General features: G+C 63.6%; 16 protein-coding genes. 10 read left to right on the top strand and 6 right to left on the bottom strand.

Features of this window, described 5'->3' with window-relative positions; translation table 11 throughout:
• Nucleotides 1–32: 32 nt before the first annotated feature.
• Nucleotides 33–944, bottom strand: a complete 912-nt coding sequence (locus I9018_RS03805; RefSeq protein WP_241108767.1) for a LysR family transcriptional regulator — start codon at nucleotides 942–944, stop codon at nucleotides 33–35.
• An 80-nt stretch (nucleotides 945–1,024) separates the two neighbouring features.
• Nucleotides 1,025–1,624, bottom strand: coding sequence for an NAD(P)H-dependent oxidoreductase (locus I9018_RS03800; protein WP_241108766.1), 600 nt, complete (start codon nucleotides 1,622–1,624; stop codon nucleotides 1,025–1,027).
• Between the two features lie 206 nt (nucleotides 1,625–1,830).
• Between I9018_RS03800 and I9018_RS03795 the strand changes: the two genes are divergently transcribed.
• Complete coding sequence (locus I9018_RS03795) at nucleotides 1,831–2,142, top strand: putative quinol monooxygenase (RefSeq protein ID WP_124345689.1); 312 nt, start codon at nucleotides 1,831–1,833, stop codon at nucleotides 2,140–2,142.
• Here the strand turns inward: I9018_RS03795 and I9018_RS03790 are convergent.
• Nucleotides 2,132–2,896, bottom strand: coding sequence for a sulfite exporter TauE/SafE family protein (locus I9018_RS03790; RefSeq protein WP_241108765.1), 765 nt, complete (start codon nucleotides 2,894–2,896; stop codon nucleotides 2,132–2,134). The two genes, I9018_RS03795 and I9018_RS03790, sit on opposite strands and share 11 nt — an antisense overlap.
• 108 nt (nucleotides 2,897–3,004) lie before the next feature.
• On the opposite strand from I9018_RS03790, the gene I9018_RS03785 reads away from it, so the two are divergent.
• From I9018_RS03785 to I9018_RS03775, 3 genes are read left to right on the top strand one after another with little or no spacing between them, the layout of a single operon-like run.
• A complete protein-coding gene (locus I9018_RS03785) occupies nucleotides 3,005–3,886 on the top strand; it encodes a LysR substrate-binding domain-containing protein (protein ID WP_068577421.1) in 882 nt (293 codons plus the stop codon).
• 56 nt (nucleotides 3,887–3,942) lie between these two features.
• The gene (locus tag I9018_RS03780) at nucleotides 3,943–4,518 is read left to right on the top strand and encodes an NAD(P)H-dependent oxidoreductase (protein WP_068577419.1); all 576 of its coding nucleotides are present in this window, start codon (nucleotides 3,943–3,945) and stop codon (nucleotides 4,516–4,518) included.
• 60 nt (nucleotides 4,519–4,578) lie between these two features.
• On the top strand, nucleotides 4,579–4,950 hold the full coding sequence (locus tag I9018_RS03775; RefSeq protein WP_241108764.1) for a MerR family transcriptional regulator: 372 nt from the start codon (nucleotides 4,579–4,581) through the stop codon (nucleotides 4,948–4,950).
• A 21-nt stretch (nucleotides 4,951–4,971) separates the two neighbouring features.
• On the opposite strand, the gene I9018_RS03770 is transcribed toward I9018_RS03775, so the two are convergent.
• Both I9018_RS03770 and kynU read right to left on the bottom strand, forming a co-directional pair.
• Nucleotides 4,972–6,375, bottom strand: coding sequence for an amino acid permease (locus tag I9018_RS03770; protein ID WP_068577415.1), 1,404 nt, complete (start codon nucleotides 6,373–6,375; stop codon nucleotides 4,972–4,974).
• Nucleotides 6,376–6,495: 120 nt separating this feature from the next.
• The gene (gene kynU, locus I9018_RS03765; RefSeq protein ID WP_241108763.1) at nucleotides 6,496–7,746 is read right to left on the bottom strand and encodes a kynureninase; all 1,251 of its coding nucleotides are present in this window, start codon (nucleotides 7,744–7,746) and stop codon (nucleotides 6,496–6,498) included.
• A gap of 185 nt (nucleotides 7,747–7,931) precedes the next feature.
• On the opposite strand from kynU, the gene I9018_RS03760 reads away from it, so the two are divergent.
• Nucleotides 7,932–8,405, top strand: coding sequence for an Lrp/AsnC family transcriptional regulator (locus tag I9018_RS03760; protein WP_124345686.1), 474 nt, complete (start codon nucleotides 7,932–7,934; stop codon nucleotides 8,403–8,405).
• A gap of 14 nt (nucleotides 8,406–8,419) precedes the next feature.
• Here the strand turns inward: I9018_RS03760 and I9018_RS03755 are convergent, their stop codons facing one another.
• Nucleotides 8,420–9,421 (bottom strand): helix-turn-helix domain-containing protein, encoded by a 1,002-nt coding sequence (locus tag I9018_RS03755; RefSeq protein ID WP_068577410.1) that lies wholly within the window; start codon nucleotides 9,419–9,421, stop codon nucleotides 8,420–8,422.
• Between the two features lie 405 nt (nucleotides 9,422–9,826).
• Between I9018_RS03755 and antA the strand changes: the two genes are divergently transcribed.
• From antA to I9018_RS03730, 5 genes are all read left to right on the top strand, one after another.
• The gene (gene antA, locus I9018_RS03750) at nucleotides 9,827–11,212 is read left to right on the top strand and encodes an anthranilate 1,2-dioxygenase large subunit (RefSeq protein ID WP_068577408.1); all 1,386 of its coding nucleotides are present in this window, start codon (nucleotides 9,827–9,829) and stop codon (nucleotides 11,210–11,212) included.
• 2 nt (nucleotides 11,213–11,214) lie between these two features.
• The gene (gene antB / locus I9018_RS03745) at nucleotides 11,215–11,706 is read left to right on the top strand and encodes an anthranilate 1,2-dioxygenase small subunit (protein ID WP_068577404.1); all 492 of its coding nucleotides are present in this window, start codon (nucleotides 11,215–11,217) and stop codon (nucleotides 11,704–11,706) included.
• 17 nt (nucleotides 11,707–11,723) lie between these two features.
• Complete coding sequence (gene antC / locus I9018_RS03740; protein WP_124345685.1) at nucleotides 11,724–12,746, top strand: anthranilate 1,2-dioxygenase electron transfer component AntC; 1,023 nt, start codon at nucleotides 11,724–11,726, stop codon at nucleotides 12,744–12,746.
• Between the two features lie 78 nt (nucleotides 12,747–12,824).
• Nucleotides 12,825–14,225, top strand: a complete 1,401-nt coding sequence (locus I9018_RS03735; RefSeq protein WP_068577400.1) for an amino acid permease — start codon at nucleotides 12,825–12,827, stop codon at nucleotides 14,223–14,225.
• A gap of 188 nt (nucleotides 14,226–14,413) precedes the next feature.
• Nucleotides 14,414–15,622 (top strand): benzoate/H(+) symporter BenE family transporter, encoded by a 1,209-nt coding sequence (locus I9018_RS03730; protein ID WP_068577398.1) that lies wholly within the window; start codon nucleotides 14,414–14,416, stop codon nucleotides 15,620–15,622.

Below are 15,622 nucleotides of genomic sequence, written 5' to 3'. Positions count from 1 at the left end.
GATCACGAATCCCCAGCCAGGGAACCTGGGTCTCAGCCCTCGAACATCGGGTCGGCGTAGTCGGCCAGCTTGCCCTGGATGAAATCCAGGAAGCACTGGATACGCAGGGCCAACTGCGAGTTACGGTAGTACACGGCGTTGATCGGCTGGCGATAACCGCTGTTGAACTCGCTGAGGATCGGTATCAGACGCCCGGCGCGAATGTCATCGATGGTCATGAAGTGCGACAGGCAGGCAATGCCCTGCCCCTCCAGTACCAGGTGGCGCAGGGTCTCGCCGCTGGAGGCACTGATGCCTGGCTGGATCTGCCAGCGGTCGCCATGGGGATGGCGCAGCGGCCAGTGGTTGAGGCTTTCGGTCTGGGTGAAGCCCAACAGCGTGTGTTCGCTGAGCTCGGCGACGCTGCGCGGGGTGCCGTGGCGCTCCAGGTAGGCCGGGCTGGCCAGGATGCGCAAGGGGCTGCAACCCAGGGAGCGGGCATGCAGGGTCGAGTCGGCCAGGGTGCCGATGCGGATCGCGATATCGGTGCTCTGCTCCAGGAGGTCGATGATCAGGTCGTTACTGTTGAGCTCGAGCTGGATATCGGGGTACAGGCCACGAAACTCGGCGATGTAGGGGACGATGGCGTGCAGCATGAACGGCGAGGCGGCGTTGATCCGCAGGCGCCCGGAGGGGGTCTGCTGGCGGGAGGACAGGCGCTCTTCGAGTTGGTCCATCTGATCGAGGATCAGCTTGGCCTGCTCGAAGAAATACTTGCCCTCTTCGGTCAGGTCCATGCGCCGGGTCGTGCGGTTGATCAGCGTGGTATCGAGCTTTGATTCCAGGCGCGACAGGGTGCGGCTGACCGCCGATGGCGTCTGCCCGACCTGCTCGGCAGCGGCGGAGATGGAACCGCACTCGATGACACAGACGAAGATCTGCAACTCGTCGGATCTGGCTTTCACGTAGAACCCTCTATCGATTGGTAGCTGTAGCCCCTGCGCAGGCTGCGACGCACGGCGGCTACAGGAACGGCCTATCGATATTAGCGGCTTTGAGCCTTAAGACCGAACACCTGGCGCAGATGCTGCTCGTAGCGCCGGACATCGTTTTCAACAGCCGGGCACTTCATCACATCGACACAGAGGAAGGTCGGCAGGGGGCTCATGCCCAGGAACTGGTTGGCCTTGTGGAACGGGAAATAGACCGCGTCCACCCCTTTGCCTTCGAAGAAATCGCTCGGGTCGTCGAAGGCCTGCTGCGGTGCATTCCAGGTCAGCGAGAGCATGTACTGCTTGCCCTGGACCAGGCCGCCACTGCCGTACTTCTGCGAAGCGTCGGAACGGGTCCGGCCATCGTTGGCATACAGGCTGCCATGGCCCTGGGTGAAGACCTCGTCAATGTACTTCTTGACGATCCAGGGCTCGCCCATCCACCAGGCAGGCATCTGGTAGACGATCACGTCGGCCCAGAGGTACTTCGCCACTTCTTCCTGGGCGTCGTAGCCCTGGTCGATGAGGGTGACCTTGACGTCCAGGCCGCCGCGATCCAGCACCGCCAGTGCAGCCTCGTGCAAGGTGGTGTTGTAGCGGCCGTCGGAGTGGGCGAATTGCTTGGCGCCATTGAGCAGCAGTACTTTTTTCATGAGCGGGCCCTGTCGCGGGAACGGCCCGTTGCAGGCGTCGTGCGACGCCAGGCCGTTGGGGTGGAAAACGAGGGCGGCAGGTTAGTGAAGGACTCGCGCGGGAATAAGCCTCTGGCGCTCAAAATACATTTGCCGTAAAGGCACGAATCAAGCCTTTATTGTTGTCTTAGAATCCTTGGCAACTTCCTTTGCCACGAGCACATCCCATGACCCGCCAGGCCTTCATCCTCCACGCCAAGACGCGCCCCGAACGGGCTGCCGAATTCGAAGCGCTGTTCCTCGGTTATGTCGCCGCCAGTCGCGCCGAACCCGGCTGCATCGAGTACCACATGCTGCGCGACCAGCAGGACCCCAGCCTGTTCATCTTCTACGAAGTCTGGGAATCCCAGGAGGCGCTGGACGTGCACTCCAACCTGCCGCACATGAAGCAGTTCCGCGATGCGCGCATGGAGTACCTGGAGCGCGACTTCGAGATCCGCGCCATCGACATGCTCAGCCCGGCTTCTGCTATCCGCTGATCAGCAGGTGGGCCCCCAGCAGGCCCAGGCCGATGAAGAACACCCGTTTGAACAACGGCGCGCTGATGCGCTGGCGCAGCCACTGGCCCAGCCACATGCCCAGCAGCGCCGGGACCAGCGCCAGCAACGAGGCCCCCAGCTGCGCACCACCCAGGTGGCCGCCCCAGGCGAGGCCGGCGGCCAGGGCCAGGGTCGAGACGGTGAACGACAGGCCCAGGGCCTGGACCAAGGAATCCCGCGCCAGGCCCAGCGCCTGCAGGTAAGGCACCGCCGGAATCACGAAAACCCCGGTGATCGCAGTAACCAGGCCAGTGGCCAATCCACACAAGGGCGCCAGCCAACGCTCATGGGCCGGGGCGATGTGCAGCTGAGGCAAGCACAGGCCCGCCAGGGCATAGAGCAGCAAGGCCGCCCCCAACCCTCGCACCACCCACGGCCCGCCATCGATGCCCAACCACAGGGAGCCGCCCAAGGTGCCGATGCCGATCGCCAGCAACAGCGGCCACAAACGCCTGAGCAAGGCCGACAGGTGCCCACCGAACGCCAGTTGCCAGAGGTTGGTCAGGGTCGCCGGAATGATCAGCAAGGCTGCTGCCTGCGCCGGAGCCATAGCCAACCCCAGGAGCCCCATGGCCACCGTGGGCAAGCCCAGGCCGATCACACCCTTGACCATTCCGGCCATGACAAAGATGCCGAGTACCCATAAAGACAGGCCAAGGCCCAGATCCTGATAAAACGCGAGGGAGGTATTCATGGGCCTATCCTGCTCTCGCCCGGCGGCGCTGAAAATCTGCCATATACTGAGCCAGCCTCTTGCCAGACAAGAGGCTGATCCTCGATGCCCTGACTGTGGAGGCCCCGCATGCATTTCGACCTGGTGGACCTGCGCCTGTACCTGAATGTCTTCGACGCCGGCAATATCACCGCTGGCGCCGAGCGCAGCCACCTGTCCCTGGCCGCGGCCAGCGCGCGGATCCGCGCCATGGAAGCCAGCCTGGGCATCGGCCTGCTCGAACGTGGTCGGCGCGGCATCAGCCCGACGCCGGCCGGCAAGGCCCTGGCCCAGCACGCCCGGACGTTGCTGCTGTATGCCGAACACCTGCAACAGGACCTCGCCGAGTACGCCAAGGGCGTCAAGGGGCAGGTGCGCCTGCTGTGCAATACCAGCGCCCTGAGCGAGTACTTGCCGGAACTGCTGGCGGACTTCCTGCGCGAGCGCCCTCAGGTGGATATCGATTGCCTGGAGTTGCCCAGCCAACGCATCACCCATGCCCTGCGCCAAGGCGCGGCAGAGTTGGGCATCGTCTCCGATGCGGTGGACACCCGGGGCCTGCAGGTCCGGCCGTTTCGCGATGATCCGCTGATCCTGGCGATGCCCATGGATCACCCGCTGAGCCAGCAGTCCGCACCGAGCTTCGATGACACCCTGGCCTATGACTATGTCGGCCTGGCCAGTCATAGCGCCCTGGCGGTGTACCTGGAGGAGCAGGCCCTGCACCTGGGCCTGCGCATGCAGTTGCGGATTCGGACCGAGGGTTTCGACGCGGCATTGCGCATGGTGGCACGCGGAGCCGGGTTGGCCGTGGTGCCCCTGGCCGCCCTGGAGCGCAACCGGCAACTGGCCCTGCAGACCCGCCCCCTGGGCGAGCCCTGGGCCCGGCGGCGCTTGCTCCTGTGCGCCCGTGATTTCGCCACCCTGCCGCTCTATGCCCAGGACCTGTGCCAGGCCTTGCACAAGCCTTGACTCTGCCCTTAGGGGCAGACCTTAGCCTTGGCACTTCTTCCCCAAGGACCAAGGTAATGAGCAAACGCATTCTGGTGATTCTCGGCCATGCTTCCCGCGCCAGCCTCTGCGCGGCACTGAGCGAGCGCTACATCCACGCGGCGCAGCAAGCCGGGCATGAAGTACGGAGCCTGTACCTGGGCGACCTGCGCTTCGACCCGGTGCTGCACGAGGGGTATCGGCGAATCCAGCCACTGGAAGACGACCTGCAGCGAGCCCAGGCCGATATCCTCTGGGCCGAGCACCTGACCTGGGTCTTCCCCATCTGGTGGGGCGGCATCCCGGCCTTGCTCAAGGGTTTTCTCGACCGGGTGCTGTTGCCCGGCTTCGCGTTCAAGTACCGCCCCGGCAAGGCCTTCCCGGAACAACTGCTCAAGGGACGCACTGCCGACTTGCTGGTGACCATGGACACCCCGCCCTGGTACTACCGCTGGTTCTACCACATGCCCGGGCTGCACCAGATGCGCCGCACCACCCTGGCCTTTTGTGGTATTCGCACACGGCGTACCTTGACCTTCGGCCCGGTGCTGGGCGCCAGCGACCTCAGCCGGACCCATTGGCTGCAACAAGCAGAACAGCTTGCCAGGCGCTGACACTGCTCGATAATGCGCGGCATCCGGCGCCCCTGCCCGGTACAGCACAAGGAAGCCGCCATGTACATCGGTCAAGCCGCGCAATTGTCCGGCACCACCATCAAGAGCATCCGCCACTATGAGGCCATCGGCCTGTTGCCCGAGGCCCCGCGCCAGGGTCGCTACCGACTCTATGACGCGCAGAGCGTCGAGCAACTGGTGTTCATCAAGTGCGCGCAACAGTTGGGGTTCAAGCTCAAGGAACTGCAACAGGTATTCGCCGCCCACCAGGGCCAGGCCTTTCCCTGGGACCAGGCCCAGGCGGCCCTGGCGCAGAAGAAGCGCGAGCTGCAACTCAAGATCGATGAGCTGCAACAGCTGCATGCCCGCCTCGACGCCTTCCAGGGCAGCCTGCAACAGGCCCGCGATGAGTGTCCCTTGGGCAGCCTCTAAGGCCGCCCGGGAAGCGGCGTATCAGACTTGCGACAACGCGGCCGTACTCCTGGGCCTGCGGAAGAACAACCAGTAGGCGAGGCTCAGCACCAGCAGGAAGGGCACCCCGAACACCAGGGTCATCTTGAAGGCGTCGGTAAAAAAGGTGGTGATCATCACGGCCCCCATCAGGAACAACCCGAGCAGGGTGCTGTAGGGAAACAGGCGCATGCGAAACGACAGCGGCTGCTCGCCATGGCGCTGGTGATAGCGCCGGAAGCAGTAGTGGGTGAGGAAGATCATGAACCAGGTGAAGATCGCGCCGAACATCGAGATCGCCATCATCAGGGCGAACGAGCTTTCCGGGTAGAACACGTTGATCAGGGTCGCCAGGGCGATACCGCTGCTCGACAGCAGCAGGGCATTGAGCGGAATCCCGGTCTTGCTCAGGGCCCCCATGGACTTGGGCGCATAACCGGCGCGGGACAGGCTGAACATCATCCTGGTGGTGATATAGAGCTGGCTGTTCATGGCCGACAGCGCAGCGATCAGGATCACGAAGTTCATCACTCCGGTGGCCCCGGGAATGCCGATGGTCTGCATCACCGTGACGAACGGGCTCTGGGCCTTGCCCGCCTGGACCCAGGGCACGATGGCCAGCATCAGTGCCAGGGTCAGCAGGTAGAACACCACCAGGCGCACGATGGTGGCGCGAAACGCCTGTTTCACTGCCCGTTGCGGGTCCTGGGCCTCCCCGGCCGCCACCGCGATCATCTCCACACTCAGGTAGCTGAAGATCGACACGATCACCGCGATCCACATGCCCTGCAAGCCGTTGGGGAAGAAGCCGCCGTGGACGTTGTAGTTGTGCACGCCATAGTCGGGGTTGCCGGAGCCGAACACCACATACACCGCCAGGATGATGAAACCGACGATGGCGGCGATCTTGATGGTGGAGAACCAGTATTCGAAATTGCCGAAGGTCTTCACGCTGATGGCATTGAGCAGGATCAGCACGCTGGAGAACGAGATGATCCAGACCCACTCAGGCACGTTGGCGAACCAGTACTTCATGTACATGGCGATGGCCGTGACCTCGGCGCCCACGGCCAGGACGATGGCCGCCCAATAGGCGTAGCGCACCAGGAAACCGGCCAGGGGGCTGATATAGAACTCGGCATAGGCGCCAAAGGAGCCGGAGGTGGAATGGGCCACGGTCATTTCCGCCAGGCAGCCCATCAGCAGTAGGGTGATCAGGGCGCCGATGGCATAGCTGAGCAGCACGCTGGGCCCGGCATAACCAATGGCGTAGGCGCTGCCCATGAACAGCCCGGTACCGATGGCGCCGCCAATGGCGATCATGCTCATCTGGCCGGCGGTCAGCTGCCGCCTCAGGCCGTGCTCGCGATTGGAAATCGCTTCGAAACCCTTGTTGGTGGTGGTCACGTTCAGTGCCTCTTTATTGTTGTGTGCACGCGTTGATCGATCTGGCGGCTCGTCCTTGTGCCGCGGGGTGTTGCAGTGGCTGGCGCAGGATAGGGCTGCGCCAGCGGCTACAGGTTGTCTTCAGGTTACGCTGTGGCGCACCTGGAACTGCGCTTGGGCCCAGGTCTTGGCGTCGAGGATTTCACCAAGGATCTGCACCGCCTCCCACACTTCAGTGAAGGTGGTGTACAGCGGCGTGAAGCCGAAACGCATGATCCGCGGCTCGCGATAATCGCCGATCACGCCCCGGGCGATCAGGGCCTGGATCACCGCATACCCCTCGGGATGCTCGAAGCTCACATGACTGCCACGCTTGGCGTGCTCACGCGGGGTCACCAGCGTCAGGTCATGCCCGGCGCAGCGTTGCTCGACCAGTTCGATGAACAGGTCGGTCAGGGCCAGGGACTTGCGCCGCAGGCTCTGCATGTCGGTCTGCTCGAAGATCTCCAGGCCGCACTCGACCATCGCCAGCGAGGTGATCGGCTGGGTGCCGCACAGGTAGCGGGCAATGCCACTGCTGGGTTCATAGCGGGTGGCCATGTCGAACTGCCGGGCATGGCCGAACCAACCGGACAGCGGCTGGGTCACCAGGTCGCACAGCGCCGGGGCGACCCAGGCGAACGCTTGGGAACCAGGACCGCCATTGAGGTACTTGTAGGTGCAGCCGATGGCGTAGTCGGCGCCGCAGCGCTTGAGTTCCACCGGTACCGCGCCGGCCGAGTGGGCCAGGTCCCAGATGCTCAGGGCGCCAGCCTCGTGGATCAACCCGGTCAGTTGCTGCATGTCGTGCATGTAGCCGGTCTTGTAGTTGACGTGGGTGAGCATCACCACCGCGGTGTCCTGGTCGATGGCCGCCGGCACCTGCTCGGGGCTGTCCACCAGGCGCAGCGAATAGCCCTGCTGGAGCAGCTGGGTCAGGCCTTCGGCGATGTACAGGTCGGTGGGGAAGTTGCTGCTTTCGGAGACGATCACCCGGCGCTCGGGGGCGCGTTCGGCCTGCACCAGCAAGGCGGCGCTGAGGACCTTGAACAGGTTGATCGAGGTGGTGTCGGTGATCACCACTTCCCCGGCATCGGCACCGATCAACGGCGCCAGGCGATCGCCCAAACGCTGGGACAAGTCGCGCCAGCCGGCGCTGTTCCAACTACGGATCAGGCCATCGCCCCACTCCTGCTCGATGACTTGCCGAGCCCGCTCCAGGGAGGCCACGGGGCGCGCGCCCAGGGAGTTGCCATCGAGATAGATCACCCCCTCAGGCAAGGCGAACTGCCGGCGCAGCGGCGCCAGGGAGTCTTGTTCATCGAGACGCAGGCAGTGGTTTTTGTCGATCATTGGAAGTCCTGTCTTGGTCGATGCCCTGCCCGTTCCACGACGGAACGAACGGAGCAGGCAATGGATAAACCCGGAAAATAATGAACGAAGCCAAGAAGAATTTTCGTGCAAAGAGCAGCGCGATCCCGTACTAATCTCGAATAAAATTCTAATCCTTCAATAAAAAACATGGATTCATGCCAACCATGACGCTCGACTCCACCGACCTGCGCATCCTCCATCACCTGCAGCAGGACGGGCGCATCAGCAACCAGGAGCTGGCGGAGAAAGTCGCCCTGTCGCCCTCGGCCTGCCTGCGTCGGCTGCGCATGCTCGAAAGCGACGGCATCATCAGCGGCTACCGCGCCCAGCTCAATGCCGAACGCCTGGGGATCGAGCTGGAGGCCATCGTCCACGTGTCCCTGCGCCATGACGTGGAGGGCTGGCACGAGACCTTCATCGCCAAGGTCCAGCAGTGGCCGGAGGTGATGACGGCCTATGTGATCACCGGTGCCAGCAACTATGTGTTGCGCGTCCAGGCGCGCAACCTCAAGCACTTCTCGGATTTCATCGTCAATCACCTGAACCGCGCCGCCGGGGTCACCGATATTCGCTCGGAGATCGTCCTGCAGAAGATCAAGGAGCAGAACGGCCTGCTGGACCTGGTGCAGCGCAAATAAGCGCCCTGTCGGAACTAAAACCGACTCGGATGGCGCTGGGCGGTCGCGCTCGGGGACTCGTCGAACAGCTTGCGGTACTCGGCGGAAAATCGCCCCAGGTGGGTGAAGCCCCAGCCCAGGGCGATCTCGGAGATATTGCGCGCTGCACCATGTTCGAGAATCTCCTGGCGCACGCCATTGAGCCGATGGCGCTTGAGGTAGGCCATGGGCGATAGCGCGAAGTATTTGCCAAAGGCTTCGAACAGCTTGTAGCGCGAGACTCCGGCGGCCACTTCCAGATCCTCCAGGTGCACCGCCTCGCGGGCATGCTCCTGCAAGTATTGGCGGGCCCGTACCAGGTAATGCGGCAGCTTGACCCCAAGCACCTCGCGCAGCTCGCTGGAGTAATTGTTGGGTTGGGCCAGGATCAGGCCCTTGATCAGCGAACTCTCGATTTCCCGGGTGAAGGCCAGTTGCTCATAGAGCTCGTTGCCCTGGGCCAACTCGCCGATGAAATGTCGGGCCATGCGCCACCAGGAGGCCGTCGCGCCATTGAGCGCGTCCATGCCCGGCTCGAAACGCAACGGGTCCAGGATCGGGCGCTGCAACAAGGCTTCCAGGGCCTCGCTCATGGCCGGCCGGGGAATCACCACCTGCAACTTGCGACAATCGCCGGAGATGGCCAGCACCTGGCTTTCGTTGGGAGCGATGATCACGCCATGGTCGCTGTCGGAGCGCAGCAGGCGTCCGTCCTTGCTCAACTCCTGCTCGCCGCACAACGGCAGGCTCAGGCTGTAGCTGCTGAAGCGCTCGATGTCCTCGATATCCACCACCACGTCCGTGCCGTACTCGATGATGCCCAGGGTCGTGGCCCGCGACCTGAGCACATGGGCACTGTGGTGGAAACGGATCCGCTCGGGCGTCGCGGTCTCCAGGCGGTGCGGGCCGCAAATGCCCGACATCCAGCTCCTGGCGCCCTCGAGGTCGTAGTGATCGACGCGAATATCGCGCAACTGCCCATCAGTCTTGCTATTCATCACGGCACACTCACGGCAATATTTTTTAGCGCGCTCTGACGGCGCGTCTTGTTTGGCAGGGCAAGTTTTGCGCCAACCGGTGCTGCTGCCAACCCAGTGGATAACAATAGCCGACTAAGTGGATAAACCTCCCCGCCACCCTGCTCGCTTTCATTCACCGGCTGGCGCCGACCGTGTAGAAAGTCCCCACCCTGCAGCCGCTGCCGCAGCCTGCGCATGGGCGCGTAGCGGCCATAGGCGGAGCTGGCCGAAAGGTCCCTGACGCGGCCTCGCACTCTCGGCAGCGGCTACCGCCACCCTGGCAATTTTGTGGATGCGCTTGGTCGACTAAGCGGATAGCCACCCCCGCCCTGCACTCACTCTAATGATCGTACCGATTGGCCCGAATAAAAAAGGTACCGACCCATGAGTGGCGCAAGAAACGTCGAGCAATGGCAGGAGTTCATCCACAGCTGCCTGGATTTTCGCCCAGCCGATGGCGTGTTCCGCATCGCCCGGGAGATGTTCACCGAACCCGAGCTGTTCGACCTGGAGATGGAACTGATCTTCGAGAAGAACTGGATCTACGCCTGTCACGAAAGCGAGCTGCCCAACAACCACGACTTCGTCACGATGCGGGCCGGGCGCCAGCCGATGATCATCACCCGTGATGGCGAGGGCCGGCTCAATGCGCTGGTCAACGCCTGCCAGCATCGCGGCACCACCCTGACCCGGGTCGGCAAGGGCAACCAGTCCACCTTCACTTGTCCCTTCCATGCCTGGTGCTACAAGAGCGACGGCCGCCTGGTGAAGGTCAAGGCCCCCGGCGAGTACGCCGAGGATTTCGACAAGGCCACCCGCGGCCTGAAAAAGGCCCGTATCGAGAGCTACAAGGGCTTCGTGTTCATCAGCCTGGATGTCGCAGCCACGGACACCCTGGAAGACTTCCTCGGTGACGCCAGGATCTTCTTCGACATGATGGTCGCCCAATCGCCCACCGGCGAGCTGGAGGTGCTGCCGGGCAAGTCCGCCTACACCTACGACGGTAACTGGAAACTGCAGAACGAGAACGGCCTGGACGGGTATCACGTCAGCACCGTGCACTACAACTACGTGGCCACGGTGCAGCATCGCCAGCAGGTCAACAGCGAGAACGGCACCGCCAGCGCCACCCTGGACTACAGCAAGCTCGGGGCCGGCGATGCCGCCACCGACGACGGCTGGTTCGCCTTCGCCAACGGCCACAGCGTGCTGTTCAGCGAGATGCCCAACCCGGCGGTACGTTCCGGCTACGCCAGCATCATGCCGCGCCTGGTGGAGGAGTACGGCCAGGCCCGGGCCGAGTGGATGATGCATCGCCTGCGCAACCTGAACATCTACCCCAGCCTGTTCTTCCTCGACCAGATCAGCTCGCAGTTGCGGATCATTCGCCCCGTGGCCTGGAACAAGACCGAGATCATCAGCCAGTGCATCGGGGTCAAGGGCGAGAGCGACGCCGACCGGGAAAACCGCATTCGCCAGTTCGAGGACTTCTTCAACGTCTCGGGCATGGGCACCCCTGACGACCTGGTGGAGTTTCGCGAGGCCCAGCGCGGCTTCCAGGCCCGCCTGGAGCGCTGGAGCGACGTTTCTCGCGGCCATCACCGCTGGGCCACCGGCCCGACCGCCAACACCCGGAACCTGGGCATCGCGCCGGCCATGACCGGTACCGAGATCACCCATGAGGGGCTGTACGTCAACCAGCACGAGAATTGGCAGCGCTTCCTCCTCGAAGGCCTGCAGCGCCAACCCCTGAAACTGCGGGAGGTATGAACATGAATGCGCAACTGCAATACCAGGTCGAGCAGTTCTTCTATCGCAAGTCCGAGCTGTGCGACGCCCAGGACTGGGACGCCTACCTGCAACTGTTCGCCCAGGACAGCGTGTTCCACCTGCCCCAGTGGGACTCCGAGCATGTCTACACCCAGGACCCCAAGCGCGGCATGTCGCTGATCTACTATGCCAACCGCTCAGGCCTGGAGGACCGGGTCTTCCGCCTGCGTACCGGCAAGGCGGCCTCCACCATCCCGATGCCACGCACCCTGCACCAGGTCAGCAACCTGCGCATCACCGAAGGCGAGCAAGGAAAGCTGCAGGTGCGCCTGAACTGGCACACGTTGTTCTACCGCCTGGCCACTTCCGAGCAGTTCTACGGTCATGCCACCTATGACCTCGTCCCCCACGGCGACAGCTGGCTGATCCAGCGCAAGCACGTGCTGCTGCTCAACGACACGATCAACTCGGTGCTCGACTTCTATCACCTCTGACTCGACGGACACTCCCCATGACGCACAAGGTCGCGTTCAGCTTCGCCGACGGCAAGACCCTGTTCTTCCCGGTGCAAGCCAATGAAATACTGCTCGACGCCGCCCTGCGCAACGGCATCAAGATCCCCCTGGACTGCCGCGAAGGGGTCTGCGGCACCTGCCAGGGGCGTTGCGAGTCGGGCCAGTACAGCCAGGATTACGTGGACGAGGAAGCCCTGTCGGCCCAGGACCTTGCGCAACGCAAGATGCTCAGCTGCCAGACCCGGGTGCAATCCGATGCGGCGTTCTACTTCGACTTCGACTCCAGCCTGTGCCATGCCGCCGAGCCGGTGCGCTACCGCGCCTCGGTACAGGAAGTGCGCCAGGTTTCGGACAGCACGGCGATCCTGCGCCTGGACCTGGGCGGCAATCCGACCCCGCTGGACTTCCTGCCCGGCCAATACGCCCGCCTCGGCATTCCCGGCACCGACTGCAGCCGCGCCTACTCCTTCGCCAACCGATCCGCGGCGGACAATCAGTTGCTGTTCCTGATCCGCCTGTTACCCGACGGGACGATGAGCAACTACATCCGCGAGCGCTGCCAGGTGGGCGACGCCTTGGAGCTGGAAGCGCCGCTGGGGGCGTTCTATCTGCGCCAGGTCAGCCGTCCGCTGGTCCTCGTGGCGGGCGGCACCGGGCTCTCGGCCCTGCTGGCAATGCTCGAGCAAATCGTCGAGCAGGACTGCCAGCAACCGGTCCACCTGTACTACGGCGTGCGCCAGAGTGCCGACCTATGCGAGCTGGAGCGCATCCGCGCCTACGGCGAGCGCCTGCCGGCGTTTCGCTTCACGCCGGTGATCAGCGACAGCGACCCGGCCTGGAACGGCAAGCGCGGTTACATCACCGAGCACTTCGATACCGAGGAATTGCGCAGCGGCGAGGCCGACATGTACGTCTGCGGGCCACCGCCGATGGTCGATTCGATCCGCACCTGGCAGCAAGAACAGGGACTTGGGCGTGTTCAGCTGTATTACGAGAGGTTCACCGAGAGTAATATCTGATCCCGTCGACACGATGCCGAGACCGACGCCTAAATCCCTGGGTCGGTCCTGATAACAACTAGAAGAGAGCGCAAGTTAGTGGATCAAACCTTGAAGCAGGGTGAACTCAAGCGCGGCTTGAAAAACCGCCATATCCAATTGATCGCCCTGGGCGGGGCGATCGGGACCGGACTCTTCCTCGGCTCGGCCGGGGTCCTGAAGTCCGCCGGGCCCTCGATGATCCTGGGGTACGCGATCGCTGGCTTCATCGCCTTCCTGATCATGCGCCAGCTGGGCGAGATGATCGTCGAAGAGCCAGTGGCCGGCTCCTTCAGCCATTTCGCCCATAAGTACTGGGGGGGCTACTTCGGCTTCCTCGCCGGCTGGAACTACTGGGTGCTGTATGTGCTGGTGGGGATGGCCGAGCTCACTGCGGTAGGTAAATACATCCAGTTCTGGTGGCCGGAGGTTCCTACCTGGGTCAGCGCGGCGGTGTTCTTCGTGCTGGTCAACCTGATCAACATGATGAACGTGAAGTTCTTCGGTGAAGCCGAGTTCTGGTTCGCCATCATCAAGGTCGTCGCCATCGTCGGCATGATCCTGCTGGGCTGCTACATGCTCTTCAGCGGCAGTGGCGGGGCCCAGGCCTCGGTGAGCAACCTGTGGTCCCACGGCGGCTTCTTCCCCAATGGCGGCAACGGCCTGTTGATGGCCATGGCCTTCATCATGTTTTCCTTCGGCGGCCTGGAGTTGGTGGGCATCACCGCGGCCGAGGCCAGCGAGCCGCGCAAAGTGATTCCCAAGGCCATCAACCAGGTGGTCTACCGGGTACTGATCTTCTACGTCGGCGCCCTGGCGGTGCTGCTCTCCCTGTACCCGTGGGACGAGTTGCTGGTCAGCCTCAATTCCGGCGGCGACGCCTACAGCAGCAGTCCCTTCGTGAAGATCTTCTCGCTGATCGGTAGCGATACCGCCGCGCAGATCCTCAACTTCGTGGTCCTGACTGCCGCGCTCTCGGTGTACAACAGCGGCGTGTACTGCAACAGCCGCATGCTCTACGGCTTGGCCGAGCAGGGCGATGCGCCCAAGGCGTTGACCAAGCTCAACAAGCAAGGCGTGCCGATCCTGGCCCTGGGTATCTCCGCGCTGATCACCTTGCTCTGCGTGCTGGTCAACTACCTGGCTCCCCATGAGGCCCTGGAGCTGTTGTTCGCCCTGGTGGTGGCGGCCCTGATGATCAACTGGGCGCTGATCAGCCTGACCCACCTGCGCTTTCGCAAGGCCATGGCCGAGCAAGGCGTGGTGCCGTCCTTCAAGGCCTTCTGGTCGCCACTGAGCAACTACCTGTGCCTGGCCTTCATGGTCATGATCATCGGCGTGATGCTGATGATCCCGGGCATCCGTGCCTCGGTGTACGCGATCCCGGTCTGGGTCCTGCTGATCTGGGTGTTCTACCGCCTGAGCCAGGCGAAAAAAACCGAACAGGCAGCCCTGCGCTAAGTTAGCGGGTGGCCCCTGCAAGACCTGAAAGCCCGGCCCTGGATCCAAGGCCGGGCTTTTTCATGCGCACCACAAAGTGGTCTGCCCCAACCCTCTCAAGCGGCCTGAAACGACCCTCCGCCAGCTCTCTAGAATCAGCGCCTCCCGGAGCTTCAGGACCGGGGCTCACCCTGGATGGAGAATGGCGCATGAATAGAACGACCGAGGGGCTCAGGCCTGCCGATTTTTTCTCACCCACCGTGGCCGCGCTGATTTCGGTGCTGGTGAACTACGGTGGAACGTTCGTCCTGGTGCTGCAGGCCGCCGAGCTGGCCCGCCTGTCGCCAGCCCAGACGGCCTCCTGGGTCTGGGCAGTGTCGGTAGGGGTCGGAGTCAGCGGCCTGTGGTTGAGCCTGCGCTATCGGGCACCGGTCATCACGGCCTGGTCGACCCCCGGAGCGGCCTTCCTGGCCACGGTCCTGCCTGTGACCCCCTACGCCGAGGTGATCGGCGCCTACCTGGTTTCGGCCCTGGGCTTCATCATCCTGGGTGCATGCGGGGCCTTCGAACGGCTGGTGCAGCTGATCCCCAAGGGGATCGCCGCCGGGCTGCTGGCCGGAATCCTCTTGCCGTTTGGCATCAATGCCTTTGGCGGCGCCAGCGTCGATCCCCTGTTGGTGACCGTGCTGCTGGGTTCCTATGCACTGCTGCGGCGCTTCACCTCGCGCTTTGCCGTAGTCGGCATCCTCGGGATCGGCCTGGCGCTGTTGATCGTCCAGCAACGGATCGACGGTGCTGGCGTGCAACTGAGCCTGGCCACACCGCTGTTCACCCCACCGCAGTTTTCTCTGCCGGCCCTGCTCGGCGTGGCCCTGCCACTGTTCGTCATTACCCTGACCGGGCAATACATGCCTGGCATGCTGGTGCTGCGCAACGACGGTTTCAAGACCAGTGCCAACCCGCTGCTGACGGTCACCGGCCTGGGCTCGCTGATCATGGCGCCATTCGGTGCCCACGCCTTCAACGTGGCCGCTATCACCGCGGCCATCTGCACCGGCCCGGACGCCCATCCGGACCCGGGCAAGCGCTACCTCGCCGGTATCGCCTGCGGGCTGCTGTACATCCTGGTGGGCACTTTCGGTGTGACGCTGGCGAGCCTGTTCATGGTGTTGCCAAAGGCCTTCATCGGCACCCTGGCCGGCCTGGCGCTGCTGGGTGCCATCGGTGGCAGCCTGGCCAATGCCATGGCCGATGCCAAGACCCGGGAAACAGCCTTGATCACCTTTCTTGCCACGGTCGCCAATGTCAGCCTGCTGGGCGTCGGCGGTGCCTTCTGGGGGTTGCTGGCGGGCCTGGCCGCGCACTGGCTGATGCACGGTCGGCCCGGGGCTCGCGACACCGCGAGCGCCCAGCCCTGA

This window comes from Pseudomonas sp. MPFS (assembly GCF_022537035.1).
Classification (GTDB): domain Bacteria; phylum Pseudomonadota; class Gammaproteobacteria; order Pseudomonadales; family Pseudomonadaceae; genus Aquipseudomonas; species Aquipseudomonas sessilinigenes.
The sequence above is the reverse complement of the archived record's forward strand: the minus strand, read 5'-3'. Positions and strand labels throughout refer to the sequence as shown.

Bases quoted from the DNA above. Each gene is read 5' to 3' on its own strand.
- I9018_RS03800 (WP_241108766.1), bottom strand. From the start codon at position 1,624: ATGAAAAAAGTACTGCTGCTCAATGGCGCCAAGCAATTCGCCCACTCC.
- I9018_RS03795 (WP_124345689.1), top strand. From the start codon at position 1,831: ATGACCCGCCAGGCCTTCATCCTCCACGCCAAGACGCGCCCCGAACGG.
- I9018_RS03790 (WP_241108765.1), bottom strand. From the start codon at position 2,896: ATGAATACCTCCCTCGCGTTTTATCAGGATCTGGGCCTTGGCCTGTCT.
- I9018_RS03785 (WP_068577421.1), top strand. From the start codon at position 3,005: ATGCATTTCGACCTGGTGGACCTGCGCCTGTACCTGAATGTCTTCGAC.
- I9018_RS03780 (WP_068577419.1), top strand. From the start codon at position 3,943: ATGAGCAAACGCATTCTGGTGATTCTCGGCCATGCTTCCCGCGCCAGC.
- I9018_RS03775 (WP_241108764.1), top strand. From the start codon at position 4,579: ATGTACATCGGTCAAGCCGCGCAATTGTCCGGCACCACCATCAAGAGC.
- kynU (WP_241108763.1), bottom strand. From the start codon at position 7,746: ATGATCGACAAAAACCACTGCCTGCGTCTCGATGAACAAGACTCCCTG.
- I9018_RS03760 (WP_124345686.1), top strand. From the start codon at position 7,932: ATGACGCTCGACTCCACCGACCTGCGCATCCTCCATCACCTGCAGCAG.
- I9018_RS03755 (WP_068577410.1), bottom strand. From the start codon at position 9,421: ATGAATAGCAAGACTGATGGGCAGTTGCGCGATATTCGCGTCGATCAC.
- antA (WP_068577408.1), top strand. From the start codon at position 9,827: ATGAGTGGCGCAAGAAACGTCGAGCAATGGCAGGAGTTCATCCACAGC.
- antB (WP_068577404.1), top strand. From the start codon at position 11,215: ATGAATGCGCAACTGCAATACCAGGTCGAGCAGTTCTTCTATCGCAAG.
- antC (WP_124345685.1), top strand. From the start codon at position 11,724: ATGACGCACAAGGTCGCGTTCAGCTTCGCCGACGGCAAGACCCTGTTC.
- I9018_RS03730 (WP_068577398.1), top strand. From the start codon at position 14,414: ATGAATAGAACGACCGAGGGGCTCAGGCCTGCCGATTTTTTCTCACCC.